The following is a 19,562-nucleotide window of genomic DNA, read 5'->3' as shown; positions in this document are numbered from 1 at the left end:
GCCTTATGCGGACCCCGGATCAGGTGAAATTTTCGACAAGATGAATGGCGACGCCGACCAGGCCGCCCACAACCGTGCCGTTGATACGGATATATTGCAGATCGCGACCTACGGCACTTTCCAGCCGGTTGGTGACGGTGTGCGCGTCCCAACCTCGCACCGTCTCCGACACCAGGGTCACGATCCCGTCGCCATAGGATGCCACCAAGGCGACCGTCGCACGCCGCGCGAATCGGTTCACCGCCAGCCGGACACGTATATCTTCCTGCAGGCGCTTGCCGATCTGGCGCATCGCCTCGCCAAAACGTCCCGCGGCGACCGAGTCGGGATCGCGCGCAGCGCGGAGCATTGCAGCGCGGGCACTTTGCCACATTCCGTCCAGCCATGCCCCCACGGCCGGGTTGGCAAGCGCCGAGTCGCGGAATGCGGCCACCTTTTCCTGAAGTTCCGGATCGGTTTGCAGGCGCTCGGCAAGCCGGGCCAGACCTTCCTCCGCTTTGACGCGCAGGGGATGATCGCGATCTTCCGCCATGTCCCCCAGCAGCTTGAACAGGCCATCCAGGATCTTGCTGGAAAGCGTCTCGTCCAGTCCGGTCCAGCGCAGGACGGATCCGGCGCGCTCGTGGATCATCTGGCGGAACAGAGGTTCGTTGGTTTCCAGCGTTCGTCCGGCCCACAGAATAGCCGAGTTGATCATAGGGCGATGGCGATCTTCGGCCATGGCCGCCGCCATCAACTGACCCACCATCGGCGCGATCTCCAACGCTTTCAGACGCTGCGTGGCCGCGCTCTTGAACAATTGCCCCAGACGCTCATCGTCCAGACTTTCGAGCAGCGTCTCGGCCAATTTGCCCGCGCCTGCCCGCATCGCGCCCTCGCGGGGCGGTGCCGCCAGCACCCGGCCGATCGCACGGGCCACGTCCAACCGCGCCATGCGCCGACCCACGACGCGGGGAACGAGAAAGTTGGAGCGCAGGAAGGCAGCCAGACTGTCTCCGATCCGATCCTTGTTGCGCGGAATGATCGCAGTGTGCGGAATGGGCAGGCCCAGCGGATGCCGAAACAGCGCCGTCACCGCGAACCAGTCGGCCAGGCCGCCGACCATTGCGGCCTCCGCAAAGGCGCGGACATAGCCCCAGGCGGGATGCAGCGGCCGCAATGCGCCGGCGATGAAGAACAGCGCAGCCATCGCGACCAGCAGCCCGGTCGCGATGATCCGCATGTTGCGTACGCCGCCGTTGGCGGGGAGAGCGCGCTCGCGCAGGGTCATGGCAAGATGGGGGATGGCGACATGTCGTTCAGACAATCGCCATCAGCCCGGAAGGTTCACTCCGCCGGTTGGGGAATAGCGGGCGGGATCGCATTTTCGCCGCCATTGGTGAGCGCGCCACCTAGCTTGCGACCCATCCATTTCTCGATACCGTCGGCGAGGCTGAAGCCTGCCGGCACGATCAGCAGCGTCAGCAGGGTCGACAGGATCAGGCCACCGATCACGGTCACCGCCATCGGCTGGTTGAACGATCCATCCGTGCCCAGCGAAAGGGCGGTCGGCATCATACCGGCGACCATCGCGACGGTGGTCATCACGATCGGCTGCGCGCGTTTGTGTCCGGCGTCGACCACCGCTTCCAGCAACGGACGACCCTGGCGCATCTCTTCGATGGCGAAGTCGATCAACAGGATCGAATTCTTGGCGACGATACCGAAGAGCATCAGCAGGCCGATGAACACCGGCAGCGACATTGGCATGCCCGCGATCAGCAGCGCGATCAGCCCGCCCAGCGGCGCCAGCAGCAGCGAGGTCATGTTGACGAACGGCGGCACAACACGACGGTAGAGTAGCACCAGCACCGCGAACACGAGCAGGATGCCAGCGACGACGGCGATCATGAAGTTCACGATCATCTCTTCCTGCCATTTGGCATCGCCGGCCGCTGCATAGTGAACGCCCAGTGGCAATGTCTTCATGGCGGGCAGGGCCATGATCTTGGTACGCTCGTCGCCGCTGACCGCCCCTGGAGCGAGATCGGCGCTGATGATGATACGGCGCTCCTGGTTAAAGCGCTCGATCTGGGACGGACCTGCGCCAAAGCCGATATCGGCGACAACACTCAACGGTACGCTGCCGCCGCTGGCGGTCGGCAAGGGAAGGTTGGAAATTGTCGAAAGATTGCGGCGGCTATCCTCATTCAGCATCACGCGGATCGGCACTTGTCGATCATTCAACGAGAATTTGGCAGCGTTCTGATCAATGTCTCCGATCGTCGCGATACGGATCGCCTGGCTTAGCGCCTGCGTCGTTACGCCCATATCGGCGGCGAGGCCGAAGCGGGGTTTGATCGTGATTTCAGGGCGGGGCAGATCACCTTCGATCCGCGGCGTGCGGATGCCCGGCAGTTTCTTCATCTGCTCGATCACGCCCAGCGCCGCATTGGTCAATTGTACGGGATCGTCGCCGGCGAGCTGAATCTGGATGTCGCGGCCGCCATTGCCGCCCTGGGTTTCGAAGTTGACGCGCGCATCCGGCACCTTCTGCAGCAGCGGCGCGACCGCGCGTTCGAACTCGGTCGATTTGCGGGACCGATCATCACGCAGCGTGACGACGATATAGCTGCTTCCGACATCGACATAATTGACGACCGTGGCGACATCGGGCTGTTGCTTGACCATCGCCACCACACGCTCGGACGCATCGCGCGTTTGCTCCAGTGTCGTTCCCGGCGGCATCGTGACGTTGATACGGCTGAGGTCATTGTCCTGGGGGGGCATGAACGTCTTTGGGATCACCACGAACAGCGCGATTGTGATGATGAACGCGACGAAGCCTACTCCCATCGTCCACCAGCGATGGTCGCGTGTCCAGGCGAAGAAACGCGATCCCCGCGCGCGGGCAGCGTGTGCCTTGCTGTCGTCCAGTGTCCAGCGCAGCACGTCCATATAGCGGTTCATCATTGCGCCCTCGCCATGCGAGGCTTCGCCATGCGCCTTCAGAAAATAAGCTGAGACCATGGGCGTGATCAGGCGTGCCACCAGCAAACTGATCAGCACCGCGACGACGACCGTCAGACCAAAATTCTTGAAAAACTGCCCGGCAATACCTGGCATCATTGCGACCGGCAGGAACACCGCGACGATGGAAAAAGTCGTGCCCACCACCGCAAGCCCGATCTCGTCGGCGGCGTCGATCGATGCCTGGTAGGCGGTCTTACCCATGCGCATGTGCCGGACGATATTCTCGATCTCCACGATCGCGTCATCGACCAGGACGCCCGCCACAAGGCTGAGTGCCAGCAGCGTCATGAAGTTCAGTGTGAAGCCCAGCAGGCTGAGGATCCAAAAGGTCGGGATTGCCGACAGCGGAATGGCCAGCGCAGAGATGAGCGTCGCGCGTTTGTCTCGCAGAAACAGGAAGACGACGATGACCGCAAGCACCGCGCCCTCGATCATCGCGTGGAGCGCGCCCTTATAATTTTCCTTGGTGTCCTTGGTGCTGTTGTAGCGCTGGACGAAGTGAATCTTGGGATTCTCCTTCTCCAGCTGGGCCAGCGCCTTGACCGTCTCGTCATAGATCGTGACGTCTGATGCGCCACGCGCACGCTGAATGCCAAAGCTGACCACCGACTTGCCGTTCATGATCGCCAGGCTGCGACGCTCGCCATAGGCATCGCGCACCGTCGCAATATCCGATAGGCGGACCGACCTGCCCTGACCGAGCTGAATCTGGGTCTGGCCGAGCGTGTAAGCATTCTGGGCGTTGCCGAGCACGCGCACCGATTGCTCAATGCCTGCGATCTCTGCACGTCCGCCGGCAGCATTCATGTTGATCGAGCGAAGCTGGGCATTGATCAGGCTGGCGGTAACACCCTGCGCCTGCATCTTCGCGGGATCCAGGATCACGCGGATTTCACGCTCGACGCCGCCGCGTGTTTCGATCCCCTGCATGCCCGGAATGGCGAGCAGACGACGCGAGACTATATTTTTAACGTACCAGGACAGCTGCTCCATGGTCATGTCGGTGGCTTCGACCGACCAGTTGGCGATCGCGCCACCATTCACCTTGGCACGAATGATCTGTGGTTCGAGGATACCATCGGGCAATTCACCACGGATTTGCGAGATGGCATCGCGCACGTCGGTCGTCGCGCGATCAACTGGCGTTTCCAGCGTGAACTGGACGAAGGTCTGCGAGCTTCCTTCCTGAATGGTCGAGTTGATCTCCTCGACGCCTTCCAGGCTGCGTACCGCCGCTTCGACCCGCTGCGTGACCTGCGTTTCAAGCTCGGTCGGGGCCGCGCCGGGCTGAGTGATATAGACGATGACGCCCGGGAAGGTAATTTCCGGATTCTGGTTCACGTCCATCCGCATGAACGACAGGACGCCGGCCAGCGTGAGGGCCACGAACAGCACGATTGGCGGAACCGGGTTGCGGATCGCCCAGGCAGAGATGTTGCGAAAGTTCATCGCTCTTGCCTTCTCAACGCGGGGACGGCTGCAGGTCCGGCTTCACTCTGTCGCCCGGGTTCAGGAAGGCACCGGCGGATGCGACCACCCGCTCCGTGCCCGACAGGCCCGAGACGACGGTGACGCCGCGCTCGTCGACATCGCCCACCTTCACGTCGCGGCGAACGACCTTGTTGTCGCTGCCGATCAGATAGACGTAATTGCCCTTGGCATCGCTCAACACCGCCGATTCCGGCAGCAACGGCAGGTCGCCACGGCCGCCGCCGATCTGCGCCGAGGCGAAGCCGCCTGGACGCAAGGCCACATTGTAGGGCAGTTCAACCCGCACCGTTCCCTGGCGGGTCTGCGCGTCGATCACGGGCGAAATCTGCCACACCGTGCCCGCGATCTTCAAAGTCGTGCCCACTGGGGTCACAACGGCGGGCGATCCTACGCGAATGCGCGCGAGATCATCCTCAGCCAGGCGTGCCTGCAGCTCCATTTTCCCGTTTTCGGCAACACGGAACAAGGCCGGCGATCCAGCACCGACCACTTGCCCCGCTTCGACGTTGCGCGTCAGCACCAGGCCTGCCGTGGGCGAGCGTATGTTGAGGCGGCCAATCAGCGCCTGCTGTTGCCGCAACTGCGCCTGGGCGACGGCGACCCGCGCATTGGCACCATCGAGAGCTGCCTGCTTGGTGTCTACATCCGCCTTCGAGACGAAGCCGCGCGAAACCAGCGCTTTGGCGCGGTCGAGGTTAGCCTTGGCCAGCAGGGCGTCGGCACGCGATTGATTGATCGATGCGGCGAGCGACGCCGCCTGCTGCACCTGGACGGACCGGTCGATCGTCGCCAGCACCTGGCCTGCTGCAACCCAGGTGCCTTGCTCGACCAGCACCGATCGCACCGTGCCACCTTCACCGGCGACGCCGACCGGCATATCGCGCCGCGCGCCGATATTGCCGACGGCAGGAATCTGCGCCGTAACCTCATGGCGGCCTGGTACGATAACGGTGACGTTGGGAGCGGTGTCGGTCGCAGCGGCGGGCTTCGCCGGATGCATGATCTTCCAGGCGACCCCAAGGACGACAAATATAGCGAGGACAAAGACGATGATCAGGATTCGTTTGCGGCGATTGCGTGCATCGTCCAGCGCGACATAGCCCGCCGGATCGCTGCTAAAACCCGTCTCCATATTCATCTCGCCGTCCCATCCCTGACGATCCAGCGCGCTTTCCCCTCAGGCGCTGTCGTCCGACTGTATTATCAAGGTACATCACCTCGCTCAAGCACTCTTTACGATGCCTGAACGAGCGTCAGGATCGACCAGTCCCCACTGTCGATGCGAGAGGACGGCATCATGCCCTGCGATACATAGGCTGCTAGCACATCCGCCGCCTGGGTTGCCAGCAAACCGGCCAGGACGATGGTGCCATTTTGGCGCAGTGTGGCAATCAGGTCGGGCGCGAGCTCGATCAGCGGTGCCGCCAGGATATTGGCGACGATGAGGTCGAAGGGGCCGCGCGCGCGAAGTGCCGGATCATCCACGCCATCGGCCGCAATCAGGGTTATGGCGTCGGCTGGGATAACGTTGATCGCCATATTCTCCGCCGTCACATCGATCGAGACCGGGTCGATGTCGGAGGCGGTGATCATCGCGTCCGGCCATAGCGCGCGGGCCGCGAAGGCCAGCAATCCGGATCCCGTGCCGACGTCGATGATATTCTCATAAACATGGCCGGCCAGCGCCAGGTGATCGAGCGCTTCCAGGCAGCCCGCCGTGGTTTCGTGATGTCCGGTTCCGAACGCACGGCCCGCCTCGATCCGGAAGGCGACCGCATCGGCGGGTATCGTCTCGGCGTGCGCGGCCGTGTGCACATAGAAGCGGCCGGCACGGATCGGTTCGAGGAAGCGCTGGCTGACGGTCACCCAGTCGGCATCTTCGATCCGTTCGATCTTCGGCGCGGTTCCCGCAGCGCTGGGAACCAGCCCGACGATCGCCCGCAGCAATTCCGCACTGGGTTGCGCACCCAGATAGACGTCCAGCTGCCAGTCGTCCGGTCTTGCCGGGTCCGGTTCGCTCGTCATCAGCACTGCCGGCGGATCGACTTCGAACTCGGGCTCGGCCGCCGTCAGCATATCGCTTTCCGCCTTCGTGCACGGAAGCGTGACTTTCCAGCTTTCCGCGCTCTGGGGCTGCCATTCACCGGACATACGAGGCTCCATTGATATCGATCACTGCGCCCGTCATCGAGGGCGGCGCGTCCAATGCGAGGAAGCGGACGGCTGCCGCGACCTCTTCGGGAGCCGCAACGCGGCCGAGCGGGATATCGGCGAGAAGCGCCTCGCCGCCGCGGCTGGCCAGATAATCGTCGGCCATTCCGGTCATGGTGAAGCCCGGGCATATCGCGAAGGCGAGGATGTCGTTGCGGGCATAGCCGCGCGCGATCGTCTTGGTCATCGCGACCATGCCCGCCTTTGACGCCGCATAATGCCAGTGGGCGGGGCTGTCGCCGCGATAGGCCGCCCGGCTCGCCACATTGACGATACGTCCGCCGCGACCATGTTGTTGGAAGTGGAGGACGGCCAGACGACTGAGTTCGGCGGCGGCGGTCAGGTTGATGCGAAGGGTGCGTTCCCATCCGCTCAGCCAGTCCGCATCGCTAAGCGCGATGGGTGTCGCCTCGAAGATGCCGGCATTGTTGATCAGGATGTCGATCCGGCCGTCCAACTGCTCCAGTGCCGCGTCCCAAAGTCCCCGTGCCGCCCCGTCCTCGCCCAGATCAGCCGCAAGGCGGTCAGGCCCGGGCGAGGTCGAATGGCCGACAAAGCGGATGCCGTCCGAATCAAAAGCGGCGGCGATCGCGGCGCCGATGCCCCGGCTGGTACCGGTCGCGAGAATATGAATGCTCATGGCGCGCGCCTAGCGCCTGTAGGGCAGCAAAGGAATGCCAGGACCATAATATCCGCTCTGCGTTCCTCGCTCGACGTTGCAACGCGGCATGTTTGGGCTAAAGGGCTCGGATCATTCTTTCTGGGGACCTAAGCCCGAACATGGCGCGCAATCCCGGGCGGCCTTTGTCGCCGCACCTGACGATCTGGAAATGGGGCCCGCATATGCTGGTCTCGATCCTTCACCGCGCGACCGGCGTGGCCAATGCCATCGGCGGCGGCATCCTGCTGATCTGGTGGCTCCTCGCCCTGGCAGGGGGTGAGGCGAGCTATGCCAGGTTCGTCGATCTGATGACCTCGAACAGCAGCGGCCGGCTCAACCTGATCCCCGCCTTGATCCTGGTTGGCCTCACCTGGACGATCTTGCAGCATCTCTGCTCCGGCGTACGCCACCTGTTGCTGGATACCGGCGCGGGTTATGAGCTGAAGACCAACAAGACCGGCGCGATCGCGACGATGATCGTCTCGATCGTCCTGACCCTGCTCATTTGGGGCAGCGTTCTTTTCCTGGGAGCACAGTAATGGGCACGGGCACCAGCATCGGCCGGGTGCGCGGCCTGGGCGCGGCCAAGCATGGCTCGCAGCATTGGTGGCGCCAGCGTCTGACCGCCGGCAGCAACCTGTTGCTGATCACCTGGCTGGTCGTGTCGCTCTTCCGGCTGCCTTTGTGGGATTATCGCGCCCTGACGGTGTGGCTCTCCTCGCCATGGGCAAGCGTGCCGCTGATCCTCGCGGTCATTTCGGTTTTCTACCATCTTCGTCTTGGTCTGCAGACTGTGATCGAGGATTATCAGCATGATTTCAGCCGTATCGTCGCGCTGGTCCTGCTCAACTTCTATGCGATCGGCGGCGCTGCGCTGGCGATCTTTGCGATCCTGAAGGTCGCCTTCCAGGGAGCCGTTGCGTAATGCCTGCCGCCTACCAGATCATCGACCATGTCTATGACGCGGTCGTCGTCGGCGCCGGCGGGTCGGGCCTGCGCGCGACCATGGGCATCGCCGAAAAGGGGCTGAAGACGGCCTGCATCACCAAGGTCTTCCCGACCCGGTCGCACACCGTTGCCGCCCAGGGCGGCATCGCCGCCTCGCTCGGCAATATGGGGCCGGATCACTGGACCTGGCACATGTACGACACCGTCAAGGGCTCCGACTGGCTCGGCGACCAGGACGCGATCGAGTATATGGTCCGCGAGGCGCCTGCGGCGGTCTATGAGCTGGAACATGCCGGCGTGCCGTTCAGCCGGACCGAGGCGGGCAAGATCTATCAGCGCCCGTTCGGTGGCATGATGCAGAATATGGGGGCAGGCCCGCCCGCGCAGCGCACCTGCGCCGCCGCCGACCGCACCGGCCACGCCATGCTGCATGCGCTCTACCAGCAGAGCCTGAAGTATGACGCCGATTTCTATGTCGAATATTTCGCGCTCGACCTCATCATGGAGGGCGGAGAGTGCAAGGGCGTGATCGCCATGTGCATGGAAGACGGGACGATCCATCGTTTCCGTAGCCATGCGACCGTGCTCGCAACCGGCGGCTATGGCCGCTGCTATTTCTCGGCGACGTCGGCGCATACCTGCACGGGCGATGGCGGCGGGATGGTGCTGCGCGCGGGCCTGCCGATGCAGGATATGGAATTCGTTCAGTTCCATCCGACCGGCATTTACGGCGCGGGCGTGCTGATCACCGAAGGCGCGCGCGGCGAAGGCGGCTACCTCACCAACAGCGAGGGCGAGCGTTTCATGGAGCGCTATGCCCCTTCGGCGAAGGATCTCGCCTCGCGCGACGTCGTCTCACGCTCGATGGCGATGGAAATCCGTGAAGGTCGCGGCGTCGGCGCCAACAAGGACCATATCTACCTCCACCTCGATCATATCGATCCCAAGGTGCTGGCGGAACGGCTCCCCGGCATCACCGAGACCGGCAAGATTTTCGCCGGCGTCGATCTGACGCGCCAGCCGCTGCCGGTCACGCCGACCGTGCACTACAATATGGGCGGCATCCCCTGTAATTATCACGGCGAAGTCGTGACGCTGAAGGACGGCAACCCCGACACGGTCGTGCCGGGCCTGTTCGCGGTCGGCGAGGCGGCGTGCGTTTCCGTCCATGGTGCCAATCGTCTGGGCTCGAACAGCCTGATCGATCTGGTCGTGTTCGGTCGCGCGACCGGGCATCGTATCCCCGAACTGGTCCAGCCCAATGCCAAGCACGGCAAGATTGTCGCGGAAGCGGATGACAAGGCGCTGACCCGTCTCGATCGCTATCGCAATGCGGCCGGCGGATCGCCGACCGCGGAAATCCGGCTGGAGATGCAGCGCACCATGCAGTCCGACTGCGCGGTGTTCCGCACGACCGAGACGCTGCGCGAAGGCATGGGCAAGATCGACGCGGTCAATGCTCGCCTGCAGGATATCGGGATCACCGATCGTTCGCTGATCTGGAATACGGACCTGATCGAGACGCTCGAGCTCGACAATATGCTGCCGCAGGCGGTGGTGACGATGCATTCGGCTGCCAACCGCCACGAAAGCCGCGGCGCGCACATGCACGAGGATTATCCCGAGCGGCATGACGATGAGTGGATGAAGCACACGATCACGTGGTTCGATAAGGGCGCGGTCACGATCGATTACCGCCCGGTGCATGATTACACGCTCACGGACGAAATCGAGTATATCAAGCCGAAGGCGCGCGTTTACTAAGCCTGCCGGGGGCATCCATGATCATCAAGCGCGCCATCATTCTTGCCGCCGGTCAGGGCTCCCGCCTTGGGCCGATCACGGCCGACCAGCCCAAATGCCTGATCCCGTTTGCGGGCAAGACCTTGCTGGACTGGCAGATCGACGCGCTTGCCGCCGCCGGCGTCGCGGAAATCGTGGTGGCGACAGGGTTTCGTACCGAAAAGGTCGAAGCCCAGCTCGCCTTGCGCAAAGATGTTCGGGCCCGCGCAGTCTTTAATCCCTTCTACCATGTTGCCGACAATCTCGGGACATGCTGGATGATGCGGTCCGAGATGGATCAGGACTTCATCATCATCAACGGCGATACGATCGTCTCTGCCGAAATCGTCACACGCCTGCTGGAAGGCGCAATCGCGCCGATCACGGTCACGATCGACGAGAAGGACGATTACGATTCGGACGACATGAAGGTCCAGCGCGATGGCAGCACGCTCGTGCATATCGGCAAGACGCTTACGGCGGACCAGACGGATGCCGAGTCGATTGGCATGCTCGCCTTCCAGGGAGAAGGGCCGAAGCTGTTCAGCGATCAGATCGATTCGATGATGCGTACGGCCGCCGGCACCAAGAATTGGTATCTCAAGGCAATCGACGCGCTCGCCCCGACCGGCAAGGTCGGCACGGTCTCGATCAAGGGACTGGAATGGCAGGAAGTGGATTTTCCGCCGGACCTGGAGGCGGCGGCGGCGATGACGGAGCGGTGGGCCTCAGCCTCTCGCTGACGGCCAACGATCCTTCAGCCAGCGGACCAGCGTATCCGTCTCTTCAGCTGTCAGCTTCCTGGCCTCGCCCAATGCTGGTACGCCGGGCCATCCGGCATCGGCTACCGCGATGTTTCCCAGTTCGCGGCTCCCTTCATAGCGCGGAATGACGTGGAAGTGGACATGGGGATCCACCATCATCAGCATCAGATAGTTCAGCTTGGCGGGATCGACCGCGCCGCGCACGGCCTGTTCCAGGTCGGCCGTCACCGTCGCCAGCTCGGCGAACGCGGCCGGATCCAGATCCGGAAAGGCCGTTGCCTCCGATTTCGCGGCTAGGATCAACGCGCCGAGTGTGGGCTGGGCCGGGCGAAGCAGCACGACCCAGTGCCGATACTCGGCCAAAAGGGTGGCGGGATAGCCGAACTTGCGGATCGTATCGTTCATGCGGGTTCGTCCAGCCAGCTGGTGATCGGGCGGCCCTGGCGATGGATCCATTCCGCCTGCGCGAGCCGCACGAAATGTACCACGCAGCTGATCACCGTCCACCAGGCGACGGCGTTCAGGCCGACGTCCGGACGGCTGACCAGCAGCGACACGAATAGGATCACCATGTTCGGATTGCGCCGGGCGGTAATCAGCCGGAACTGCGAATCGAACCGCTCCCAGATGTGGATGTGCATCTTGAAGCGGCGGATGAAGATGCCTTCGATGACGCGCTGGATGATGTAGCCCGCGACCATCACGCCCATGACAAAGATGAAATCGTCGTGCGAAAGGCCCAAGCCCCAGGCCGACAGTCCCTCCGCCCAGGCCCACCACCAGAAGAGCGGGTGGACCAGGTCGATGCCGTGATCGAAGATATTGCCCCAATAGCTGGACGTGATGGTGCAGCGGGCGAGTTTACCGTCGACGGTATCCAGCACCATGAACACAAAGCCGACCGCCATGCCGGTCCAGTAATAGCCATACCAGAAAGCGACGGTTGCCAGCACGCAGCCCAGTGCGCCGACCGCGGTCACCATATTGGGGCTGATGCCGATACGGGCGCAGATCCGCGTCAACACCAGTGCGATTTCCGGCCACAGATATTTGGTCAGGATATCGGTCACGCCCTTATAGGCGCCATAATAGCTTTGCCGCTCGATCCCGGGCACGGCGGCGGGGGTCAGCCGTTCGAGGAACGGCTTCTCGCGCTTGCGCAGCGCCTGATTGTAAAAGTCGGCATGATCCTCGGCGCGCACGGCTGTAAGGTTCGGAATGGTGCCGCGTTCCATTGCTGCGACCGCGTCCGACGTCTGCGTGAACGCCATCGCCGGCACGCCGTCGACCGTCAGCACCGTTTCTGGCCGATCGAGCATGAAGCCGATCCACTGCGGGTCAAAGGCGAAGTCGCTATTGATCACAAGGACCGGACCTGCCGCTGCTCCCTGGGCCATCGATAGGCCGGCCTTCGCCGCTATGCGGGCGATACGTTCCTTGGGCGTCAGCCCCCATAATCGGGTATCATTGTCGCCGACGACGAAAACGGGTGGCAGGGGGCGGTTCATCCTGTCCCGCTAGAGTGCACGTTCCAACCCCGCAACCTTCGCCTTGGCTGGTCAGGCGCGTTGGGCTTGTCATGACGACAAATTCCATCTCGGCCGGTTAAGGGCTTTCGCACCTGCACACATGGCTTTATCAGCCCCGGCAGAGGTAACAGATGGCCGAATTCGCACTTCCGAAAAATTCCAAGATCAGCGGCAAGGCGCGCAAGCATAAGGCTCCGGCCGATGCCAAGCGCGTCAAGAGCTTCAAGGTCTATCGGTACGATCCCGAAGGCGGCGAGAATCCGCGCTACGACACGTACGAGCTGGATCTCGAGCAGACCGGGCCGATGATTCTGGACGCGCTGCTGAAGATCAAGAATGAGGTCGATCCGACGCTCACCTTCCGCCGCTCGTGCCGGGAAGGCATTTGCGGCTCTTGCTCGATGAATATCGACGGGCGCAACGGCCTGGCCTGCACGACCGCGATCGAGGATGTGAAGGGCGAGGTGCGGATCACGCCGCTGCCGCATATGGACGTGATCAAGGATCTCGTTCCCGACTTCACCCATTTCTACGCGCAATATGCGTCGATCAAGCCGTGGTTGCAGACGGTCACGCCCGAACCTTCGAACAAGGAACGGCTGCAATCGCCGGAGGACCGCTCCAAGCTGGACGGCCTGTATGAGTGCATCCTGTGCGCCTGCTGCTCGACGTCCTGCCCGAGCTATTGGTGGAACAGCGACAAATTCCTCGGCCCGGCCATCCTGCTTCAGGCCTATCGCTGGCTTGCCGATAGCCGCGACGAAATGACGGGCGAGCGACTCGACGAGCTGGAAGATCCGTTCCGTCTCTATCGCTGCCACACGATCATGAATTGCGCCAATGTCTGCCCCAAGGGCCTGAGCCCGGCCCGCGCGATTGCCGAGATCAAGAAGATGGAAATGGAGCGCCAGCTCTGATCCTGCGCGCGTAAATGACGACCGTACTCGCCCGCTACGAGCGGCTTATCGCAGCGGGCGAGCTGAAGCCCGACGCCGACCAGCGCAAGGTGGCCGAGCGGCTGGACGTGCTGGCACGCGCGTTGGAGGACCAGCCTACCAAGGGCAGCGTGCTGTGGCGCATGCTGGGTCGCAAGCCCGATCCGGTGCGCGGCGTTTATCTGTGGGGCGGCGTCGGACGCGGCAAGTCCATGCTGATGGACCTTCTGTACGAATGCGCGCACGTCCGGCTCAAGCGGCGGGTCCACTTCCACGAGTTCATGATCGACGTCCATGATCGACTTCGATTCGAGCGGGCCAAGGAGGTTGGCGACCCGATACCGCCCGTGGCCGCAGCCATTGCCGCCGAAGCCAAATTGCTCGCTTTCGATGAGATGGTGATCAACAATACCGCGGACGCTGCGATCATGAGCCGCCTCTTCACGGCCATCATCGATGCCGGCACCACGGTTGTGGCGACGTCCAACCGACCGCCGCGTGACCTCTATAAGGATGGCCTTAACCGCGATCTGTTCGTGCCGTTCATCACGCTGATCGAGCAGAAGCTGGATGTGATGCCGTTGAACGGGCCAAGCGACTATCGGCTCGATCGGCTGGCCGGCTTTCCGACCTGGTACACGCCGCTGGGCGACGCGGCCACGCAGGCGGTCTCGGCGGCCTTCTTCCGCCTGACCGATTATCCGCCAAGCGACCGCATTCACGTTCCGTCCTGCGAGTTGAAGGTGCCGGGCGGGCGGATGCTCCACGTGCCCAAAGCGCTGAAGGGCGTGGGCGTCTTCTCCTTCAAGCGCCTTTGCGGAGAGCCGCGGGGCGCGCCGGACTATCTTGCAATTGCACGGGCTTTCCACACCGTCATCATCGTCGGTATCCCAATCATGGGCCCGGACCGGCGCGATCAGGCTGCCCGCTTCAAGGTATTGGTCGATGCCTTGTACGAACATAAGGTCAAGTTGCTCGCCGCTGCCGCCGCCGGGCCCAAGGATCTGTATGCGGCGGGCGACGGAGTGTTCGAATTCGAGCGGACGGTGTCGCGTCTGATGGAAATGCAGTCGGCCGATTATCTGGCGGAAGGCCACGGCATCGCCGCCGATTGACGCTCGGGGCCGAAATTTTCGGCCGATACGCGGATCAGGTGGCCCAATACGCCTTTCGAAGGTTGAACCCCTCAGATGATGGGTCTAAGCGGCCCGGGCAGCTCCGCGGTTGCCTCCTGCGACCGCTCTCACGCGCACTGGATCAGCCTGGAAGGGGTCGCATGGCTCGGAAGAAGATCGCGCTTATTGGCGCGGGCAATATCGGCGGAACCTTGGCCCATCTGGCCGCCAAGAAGGAACTCGGCGACATCGTCCTGTTCGACGTGGTCGAAGGCGTGCCGCAAGGCAAGGCACTCGATCTGTCGCAGTGCGGCCCCGTCGAGGGCTTCGATGCCAAGATTACTGGCTCCAACGATTATGCCGACATCGCTGGCGCGGACGTGATCATCGTCACCGCGGGTGTCGCCCGCAAGCCCGGCATGAGCCGGGATGACCTGCTGGGCATCAACCTCAAGGTGATGAAGGCTGTGGGCGAGGGCATCAAGGCAAACGCGCCGAACGCTTTCGTGATCTGCATCACAAACCCGCTCGACGCGATGGTTTGGGCATTGCGTGAATTCTCCGGCCTGCCGCACCACATGGTGGTTGGCATGGCGGGCGTGCTCGACTCGGCCCGCTTCAGCCATTTCCTTGCCGAGGAATTCGGGGTGTCGGTCAAGGACGTGAACGCGTTCGTGCTGGGCGGTCATGGCGACACGATGGTGCCGGTGGCCGAATATTCGACCATCAACGGCATCCCCGTTCCCGATCTCATCAAGATGGGCAAGTCGACGCAGGAGCGGATCGACGCGATCGTGAAGCGTACGCGCGGCGGTGGCGGCGAAATCGTCGCCCTGCTCAAGACCGGCTCTGCTTTCTACGCGCCGGCGACCAGCGGCATCGCGATGGCCGAAGCCTATCTCAACGATCAGAAGCGCATCCTGCCGTGCGCGGCCTATGTCGATGGCCAATATGGCGTCGATGGCCTGTATGTCGGTGTTCCGGTCGTGATCGGCGCGGGCGGCGTAGAAGAGATTGTCGAGATCGCGTTGAACGATGAGGCCAAGGGCAACCTGCAGGTCTCGGTCGACGCGGTGAAGGAATTGCTGGTCGCCTGCCAAGGCATCGATGAAAGCCTGAAATAAGGCATTCGTGGTCCCGGCCCTGGCCGGGATCGATTGGCAGTCTCCAGCGCCGACGCTGGCACAGTCTGGACCGCGGCAGGTGCCGTGGAACCAAAGGATCGAATTTTCGCATGAGCATTCTCGTCAACGCCAATACCAAGGTCATCACCCAGGGGATGACCGGCAAGACCGGCACCTTCCACACGAAGGCCGCGCTGGACTATGGCTCCAAGATGGTAGGCGGTGTCACCCCCGGTAAGGGTGGGACGACCCACGAGGAACTGGGCCTGCCGATCTTCGACACGGTCATCGAGGCCGTGGAAAAGACCGGCGCCGAGGCGTCGGTCGTGTACGTGCCGCCTCCCTTCGCGGCGGACTCGATCCTGGAGGCGATCGACGCCGAAGTTCCGCTGATCGTATGCATCACCGAAGGCATCCCCGTGCTCGACATGGTGCGCGTCAAGCGCGCGCTGACCGGTTCGAAGTCGCGGCTGATCGGGCCGAACTGCCCCGGCGTGCTGACGCCGAACGAATGCAAGATCGGCATCATGCCCGGCAGCATTTTCTCCAAGGGTTCGGTCGGCGTCGTCTCGCGTTCGGGCACACTCACCTACGAGGCGGTGTTCCAGACGACGAATGCCGGTTTGGGCCAGTCGACGGCGGTCGGCATTGGCGGCGATCCGGTCAACGGCACGAACTTCATCGACGTGCTGGAGCTGTTCCTGGCCGACGACGCCACCGAATCCATCATCATGATCGGCGAGATCGGCGGATCGGCGGAAGAAGAGGCTGCGCAGTTCCTGAGGGACGAGGCGAAGCGCGGCCGTAAAAAGCCGATGGTCGGCTTCATCGCCGGCCGTACCGCGCCTCCGGGGCGCCGGATGGGCCATGCCGGCGCGATCGTGTCGGGCGGTCAGGGCGGCGCCGAGGACAAGATTGCGGCGATGGAAGAGGCCGGCATTCGTGTCGCAGCCTCGCCGTCGGAGCTTGGAACGACGCTTTCCGCGCTGCTCAAGGGTTGATTAAGCTGCTGGTAACGCTCACCTGATTAAGGCCCGCCGCGACGGAGCGGTTTATTCCGGCGGCGAAGCGAAACAAGGACGTGCGATGGGTATCGAAGGTATCGGCTTTGACGAGCTGGAGGGCGTAAGCCCCTCCTTCGCGGAGGCGCTGTACCGCCGTTACCGCGCTGACCCGCAGTCGGTCGAACAGGATTGGCGCGACTATTTCGAAGCGCTCGAATCGACCGTGTCGGGCCCGAGCTGGGCGCGGGCCAACTGGCCGCTGAGCGACACGGACGCGCTGACCGCGGGCCTCGATCCTACGCAGATGGAGCCTGCGCCCAAGCCGGCCAAGGGCGGCAAGCCCGCGCCTGCGGCCGCTGCGCCTGCGCCGTCTGCTGCCGACATCACCGCAGCAGCGCTCGATTCCATCCGCGCGACGATCCTCATCCGCACCTATCGCGTGCGGGGGCATCTCCTTGCCGAACTCGACCCCCTGGGTCTCGCGCATCAAGAGTCGCCGGAGGATCTCAATCCGGAATATCATGGCTTCACGGCCGCCGACATGGATCGTCCGATCTACCTTGGCGGTACGTTGGGCTTCGAGCGCGCGACCGTGCGCGAGATCATCGATGTCCTGCGCCGCAATTACTGCGGCAAGGTCGGGCTGGAATATATGCACATCCAGGACGTGGAGGAGCGCAAGTTCCTGCAGGAACGGATGGAAGGCAAGGACAAGGAAATCAGCTTCACGCCGGAAGGCAAGAAGGCGATCCTCGCCAAGGTGATCGAGGGCGAGCAGTGGGAGAAATTCCTGGCTCGCAAATATGTCGGCACCAAGCGTTTCGGTCTCGATGGCGGCGAGAGCATGATCCCCGCGCTGGAAGCGGTGTTGAAATATGGCGGCCAGGCCGGCGTTGAGGAGGTCGTGATCGGCATGGCCCACCGCGGCCGCCTGAACGTCCTCACCAACGTCATGAAGAAGCCCTATCGGGTGCTGTTCCACGAGTTTGGCGGCGGCTCGGCCAACCCCGAGGATGTCGGCGGATCGGGCGACGTCAAATATCATTTGGGCACGTCCACCGATCGCGATTTCGACGGCAATCATATCCACCTCAGCCTGGCGCCCAATCCGTCGCACCTTGAGGCGGCCGATCCGGTCGTGCTCGGCAAGGCGCGCGCCAAGCAGACGCAGCTGAAGGATAATGAGCGCGCGAAGGTGATGCCGATCCTGATCCACGGCGATGCGGCCTTTGCCGGCCAGGGCATCGTCATGGAGTGTTTCGGTTTCTCTGGCCTGCGCGGCTACAATACCGGCGGCACGATCCATTTCGTGATCAACAATCAGGTCGGCTTCACCACCAGCCCGCAATTTGCGCGCTCGTCGCCTTATTGTTCGGACATCGCCAAGATGGTCCAGGCGCCGATCCTGCATGTGAACGGCGACGATCCCGAAGCCGTGACCTTTGCCTGCAAGTTTGCAACCGAATTCCGCGCGCAGTTCAAGCGCGACGTCGTGATCGACATGTGGTGCTATCGCCGCTTCGGCCACAATGAAGGCGACGAGCCGGGCTTCACCCAGCCGCTCATGTACGAGGCGATCCGCAAGCATCCTGCGGTTTCCAAGCTCTACGCCGATCGGCTGATCGCGCAGGGGCAGGTCGATCAGGCCTGGGTCGATCAGACGGAAGGCGAATTCGTCGCCCGGCTGGAGGAAGAGTTCGAGGCCGGCAAAAGCTACAAAGCCAATAAGGCGGATTGGTTCGAGGGCGAGTGGGCCGGCCTTGCTGCCCCGCGCGAACCGATCACGGAGCGCCGCGCAGCCGCCAGCGGCGTGACGCGCGAATCGCTCGACAAGGTGGCCGCCAAGCTGACGACCGTTCCCGACGATATCGTGATCCACAAGACGCTCGCGCGCATCCTGGATGCGAAGCGGAGCATGTTCGCCACCGGCGAAGGCTTTGACTGGGCAACGGCCGAAGCACTCGCTTACGGCACCTTGCTGCTCGACGATTATCCGGTGCGCCTGTCGGGCCAGGATGTCGGCCGCGGCACGTTCAGCCAGCGCCACGCAGTGTGGGTCGATCAGACCGACGGGCATAAATATATCCCGCTGTCGGATCTCGACCGTCGCTTCCAGGTGCTCGACAGCCCGCTCAGCGAATTCGGCGTGCTCGGATTCGAATATGGCTATGCCGGCCAGTCGCCCAACACCTTGGTGTTGTGGGAAGCGCAGTTTGGCGATTTCGCCAATGGTGCGCAGGTGATGATCGATCAGTTCATCGCGGCGGGTGAATCGAAATGGTTGCGTGCCAATGGGCTCGTGATGCTGCTGCCGCATGGATATGAAGGGCAGGGGCCGGAACATAGCTCGGCGCGTCTGGAGCGTTATCTTCAGCTGTGCGCGGAGGATAATATCCAGGTCGCCAATTGCACCACACCGGCCAATTACTTCCACATCCTGCGTCGTCAGATGCTGCGCAAGTTCCGCAAGCCGCTGGTGATCATGACGCCGAAGTCACTGCTGCGCCACAAGTCAGCGGTATCGAGCATCGATGAGTTCCTGGGCGACAGCCACTTCCATCGCGTGCTGGGCGATCCCAACGCGCCGGCGGATGCCGACGTGAAGCGGGTGGTCTTGTGCTCCGGCAAGGTCTTCTACGACCTGGCCGAGGCGCGCGACGCGGCCGGGGATACCGGCACGGCGATATTGCGGGTGGAACAGCTTTATCCCTTCCCGTCCGATGCGCTGACGGCGCGGATCGCGCCGATGAAGAGTCTCGAGACGGTGGTCTGGGCGCAGGAAGAGCCACGCAACAATGGCGCGTGGGGCTTCGTCGAATGCCAGATCGAAGAGGTGCTAAAGCAGGCGGGCAAGCCTGGGATGCGCCCCGTTTATGCCGGCCGCAAGGCGTCGGCATCGACTGCCACCGGCCTCATGAAGAACCATGCCAAGCAGCAGGCGGCGCTCGTCGCCGAGGCTCTTGGTCACGAATCGAAGCAATAAGGA

Annotated in this window: 16 protein-coding genes; 9 read left to right on the top strand and 7 right to left on the bottom strand. The window is 63.1% G+C overall.

Translation table 11 applies throughout. From position 1 onward, the window contains the following. Positions 1 to 19: 19 nt before the first annotated feature. The 5 genes from ACSBM8_RS15725 to ACSBM8_RS15705 all read right to left on the bottom strand — a co-directional run bounded on the left by ACSBM8_RS15725 (position 20) and on the right by ACSBM8_RS15705 (position 7,354). Positions 20 to 1,270, bottom strand: coding sequence for a DUF445 domain-containing protein (locus ACSBM8_RS15725; RefSeq protein WP_442681618.1), 1,251 nt, complete (start codon positions 1,268 to 1,270; stop codon positions 20 to 22). Positions 1,271 to 1,326: 56 nt separating this feature from the next. Beyond that, positions 1,327 to 4,461, bottom strand: a complete 3,135-nt coding sequence (locus ACSBM8_RS15720) for an efflux RND transporter permease subunit (protein ID WP_442678937.1) — start codon at positions 4,459 to 4,461, stop codon at positions 1,327 to 1,329. A gap of 13 nt (positions 4,462 to 4,474) precedes the next feature. After that, the gene (locus tag ACSBM8_RS15715; RefSeq protein ID WP_442678936.1) at positions 4,475 to 5,641 is read right to left on the bottom strand and encodes an efflux RND transporter periplasmic adaptor subunit; all 1,167 of its coding nucleotides are present in this window, start codon (positions 5,639 to 5,641) and stop codon (positions 4,475 to 4,477) included. Positions 5,642 to 5,736: 95 nt separating this feature from the next. Then, positions 5,737 to 6,654 carry a 50S ribosomal protein L11 methyltransferase gene (locus ACSBM8_RS15710; protein WP_442678935.1) on the bottom strand — a complete coding sequence of 306 codons (918 nt, stop codon included), beginning with the start codon at positions 6,652 to 6,654 and terminating at the stop codon, positions 5,737 to 5,739. Further along, positions 6,644 to 7,354, bottom strand: coding sequence for an SDR family NAD(P)-dependent oxidoreductase (locus ACSBM8_RS15705; protein WP_442678934.1), 711 nt, complete (start codon positions 7,352 to 7,354; stop codon positions 6,644 to 6,646). Before ACSBM8_RS15705 ends, ACSBM8_RS15710 begins: the two co-directional genes overlap by 11 nt. 140 nt (positions 7,355 to 7,494) lie before the next feature. Here ACSBM8_RS15705 and sdhC point away from each other — a divergent pair, with 140 nt between their 5' ends. Genes sdhC through ACSBM8_RS15685 form a run of 4 tightly spaced genes read left to right on the top strand, consistent with a single transcriptional unit; the run spans position 7,495 to position 10,848 of the window. Beyond that, positions 7,495 to 7,914: a succinate dehydrogenase, cytochrome b556 subunit gene (gene sdhC, locus ACSBM8_RS15700; protein ID WP_442678933.1), complete on the top strand. Its 420-nt coding sequence runs from the start codon at positions 7,495 to 7,497 to the stop codon at positions 7,912 to 7,914. Then, positions 7,914 to 8,300, top strand: coding sequence for a succinate dehydrogenase, hydrophobic membrane anchor protein (sdhD, locus tag ACSBM8_RS15695; protein ID WP_442678932.1), 387 nt, complete (start codon positions 7,914 to 7,916; stop codon positions 8,298 to 8,300). The genes sdhC and sdhD overlap by 1 nt, the downstream gene beginning before the upstream one ends. Further along, positions 8,300 to 10,087, top strand: coding sequence for a succinate dehydrogenase flavoprotein subunit (sdhA, locus tag ACSBM8_RS15690; RefSeq protein WP_442678931.1), 1,788 nt, complete (start codon positions 8,300 to 8,302; stop codon positions 10,085 to 10,087). Before sdhD ends, sdhA begins: the two co-directional genes overlap by 1 nt. A gap of 17 nt (positions 10,088 to 10,104) precedes the next feature. Next, positions 10,105 to 10,848 (top strand): NTP transferase domain-containing protein, encoded by a 744-nt coding sequence (locus ACSBM8_RS15685; protein ID WP_442678930.1) that lies wholly within the window; start codon positions 10,105 to 10,107, stop codon positions 10,846 to 10,848. On the opposite strand, the gene ACSBM8_RS15680 is transcribed toward ACSBM8_RS15685, so the two are convergent. After that, positions 10,834 to 11,274: an HIT family protein gene (locus ACSBM8_RS15680; protein WP_442678929.1), complete on the bottom strand. Its 441-nt coding sequence runs from the start codon at positions 11,272 to 11,274 to the stop codon at positions 10,834 to 10,836. The two genes, ACSBM8_RS15685 and ACSBM8_RS15680, sit on opposite strands and share 15 nt — an antisense overlap. Next, a complete protein-coding gene (locus ACSBM8_RS15675; protein WP_442678928.1) occupies positions 11,271 to 12,377 on the bottom strand; it encodes a CDP-alcohol phosphatidyltransferase family protein in 1,107 nt (368 codons plus the stop codon). The genes ACSBM8_RS15680 and ACSBM8_RS15675 overlap by 4 nt, the downstream gene beginning before the upstream one ends. Positions 12,378 to 12,529: 152 nt before the next feature. Here ACSBM8_RS15675 and ACSBM8_RS15670 point away from each other — a divergent pair, with 152 nt between their 5' ends. The 5 genes from ACSBM8_RS15670 to ACSBM8_RS15650 all read left to right on the top strand — a co-directional run bounded on the left by ACSBM8_RS15670 (position 12,530) and on the right by ACSBM8_RS15650 (position 19,559). Next, complete coding sequence (locus tag ACSBM8_RS15670; protein WP_442678927.1) at positions 12,530 to 13,315, top strand: succinate dehydrogenase iron-sulfur subunit; 786 nt, start codon at positions 12,530 to 12,532, stop codon at positions 13,313 to 13,315. A 14-nt stretch (positions 13,316 to 13,329) separates the two neighbouring features. After that, positions 13,330 to 14,448, top strand: a complete 1,119-nt coding sequence (zapE, locus tag ACSBM8_RS15665) for a cell division protein ZapE (RefSeq protein ID WP_442678926.1) — start codon at positions 13,330 to 13,332, stop codon at positions 14,446 to 14,448. Positions 14,449 to 14,609: 161 nt separating this feature from the next. Further along, positions 14,610 to 15,572, top strand: coding sequence for a malate dehydrogenase (gene mdh, locus ACSBM8_RS15660; protein WP_442678925.1), 963 nt, complete (start codon positions 14,610 to 14,612; stop codon positions 15,570 to 15,572). 110 nt (positions 15,573 to 15,682) lie between these two features. Then, entirely contained in the window at positions 15,683 to 16,573 is an 891-nt protein-coding gene (gene sucD / locus ACSBM8_RS15655; RefSeq protein WP_442678924.1) for a succinate--CoA ligase subunit alpha, read from the top strand. A gap of 85 nt (positions 16,574 to 16,658) precedes the next feature. Further along, complete coding sequence (locus ACSBM8_RS15650; protein ID WP_442678923.1) at positions 16,659 to 19,559, top strand: 2-oxoglutarate dehydrogenase E1 component; 2,901 nt, start codon at positions 16,659 to 16,661, stop codon at positions 19,557 to 19,559. The last annotated feature ends 3 nt before the right edge of the window (positions 19,560 to 19,562 follow it).

The sequence above is a fragment of the Sphingomonas sp. ASY06-1R genome, from assembly GCF_052180265.1.
GTDB lineage: Bacteria > Pseudomonadota > Alphaproteobacteria > Sphingomonadales > Sphingomonadaceae > Sphingomonas_I.
Note: the sequence above shows the minus strand (reverse complement) of the source record. Positions and strands in the feature narration are given on the sequence as shown.